Genomic DNA, 1,746 nt, shown 5'->3' with positions numbered 1-1,746 from the left:
CCGGTCCGGGTGTGGACACCGGTGGGTTTTTGGCGTTGTACGCTGGACGGGGGCCGGCGGGGGGGGGCCCCCCCCGGGGGCGGGCCACGTCTGTGTAGTAGACGAGCTGCAAGGTGAGGGAGAGTGTGATGCGGCGAACGGGCGCGGGAGTGCGGGGGCGGCGGTTCGCCGCGTTGCTGGCAGCTGCTGCCGTGGTGGGGATCTCAACAGGACCGGCCTTCGGAGTGGATTCCATCCGCGAGCAGCAGTGGCACTTGGATGCGATGCACGCCCCTGACATCTGGAAGTCGACGACCGGCACGGGAGTCACCGTTGCGGTCGTCGATACCGGTTTCAAGGCCGATGCCCCGGATCTCGAGGGGCAATTGCTGCCGGGCACCGACCTTAGCGGTCTGCCTGGCGGGGTGTTTGTGGACCCGATCGGACACGGCACGTCGATGGCCACGGATATCGCAGGTACCGGCAAGGGACTCAACGGGAAGGGTGCCTACGGTCTCGCTCCCGGTGCAAAGATTCTTCCGATCAAGGTCAACAGCAAGATGGGCGGGACGGATGGCACGGCCGCTTCGGCCATGGAGGAGCTCGCCAACGGCATCTCCTATGGCGCGGACCACGGCGCGAAGGTCATCAGCGTGTCTCAGGGCATTGCAGCTGGCTATCTCACCGCAGCTGATCTCGCGAAACTGAAGTCGGCAGTCGACCACGCATTGTCTCGGGGAAGCCTGGTCTTTGCGGCGGTGGGTAACAGTGGTGACAGCAACAACGTGGCGGAGTATCCCGCGGCCATGCCGGGCGTTGTAGGTGTGGCGGCTGCCGACAAGGAAGGTAAGTCGACAGCGGAGTCGGAGCATGGTCCTCAGGTTGCCCTGACAGCTCCCGGGGCTGACATCTACACCGCGTGCACAGCCTCGTCCGGATACTGCAAGAACCACGGGACGTCGGAGGCCACTGCTCTGGCGTCCGCATCCGCTGCGCTCGTTTGGTCGGCCCACCCGGACTGGACCAACAATCAGGTGCTCCGAGTTCTGATCAACACCGCCAGCAGCCCGCAGCAGCGCAGTGACTACATCGGCTATGGCGCCGTCCGTCCGCGGATCGCGCTTACGACTCCCGGTGACCCGGGGCCGGCCGATGTCTTCCCGCTCAAGCAGGCGTCCGCGCCGTCCGGCGCCGCGACCACGCCGGGCGGCAGTGCGCCGAGCCAGGCGGCGTCCGCCCCGGCGGGCGGCACCCAGTCGTCGGCGCCGGCGGCGAGTTCGTCCTCGTCCGGGATCTCGCCTGCGATGATCATCGGTGGCGTCGTGCTGCTGCTCCTGGTCCTGGTCGTGGTGATCGTCCTGGTGTCCCGCCGGAACCGGACGACTCCGCCGCCGGCGGCGCCGATGCCGGGCGGGTTCCCCGGGCAGCAGCAGCCTGCGTACCAGCAGCAGCCGTACCAGGGCGGGTTCCCCGGCCAGCAGCCGCCTCAGGCACCGTACGGTCAGCAGCCCCCGGCGCCGGGCGGGTTCCCTCCGCCGCAGGGGACGCCGCCCGCGGGCGGTAACAACAACCCGTACGCCCGCTAGGCGGGCGGTACACGAGGACGGGGGGGCCCCCCCCCAGGGGGGGGCCCCCCGCCGGGGGTTGGGGGGGCTGGGGGTGGGGACGGCGGCGGGGGGGGGCGGCGCGCCCCGCGGCGGGGGCCGGCGCGTGGGCGGGCGCCGGTTGGGTGATCAGCTGGGCGGGGATGAGCACCACCACGCCGGT

General features: G+C 70.4%; 1 protein-coding gene. It reads left to right on the top strand.

Annotated features, from left to right (window positions below; genetic code table 11):
• Positions 1-224: 224 nt before the first annotated feature.
• Positions 225-1,565: a type VII secretion-associated serine protease mycosin gene (gene mycP, locus ACFV0G_RS35480; protein ID WP_380556835.1), complete on the top strand. Its 1,341-nt coding sequence runs from the start codon at positions 225-227 to the stop codon at positions 1,563-1,565.
• The last annotated feature ends 181 nt before the right edge of the window (positions 1,566-1,746 follow it).

This window comes from Kitasatospora sp. NPDC059571, from assembly GCF_042735675.1.
Classification (GTDB): Bacteria; Actinomycetota; Actinomycetes; order Streptomycetales; family Streptomycetaceae; genus Kitasatospora.
The sequence above is the reverse complement of the archived record's forward strand: the minus strand, read 5'-3'. Positions and strand labels throughout refer to the sequence as shown.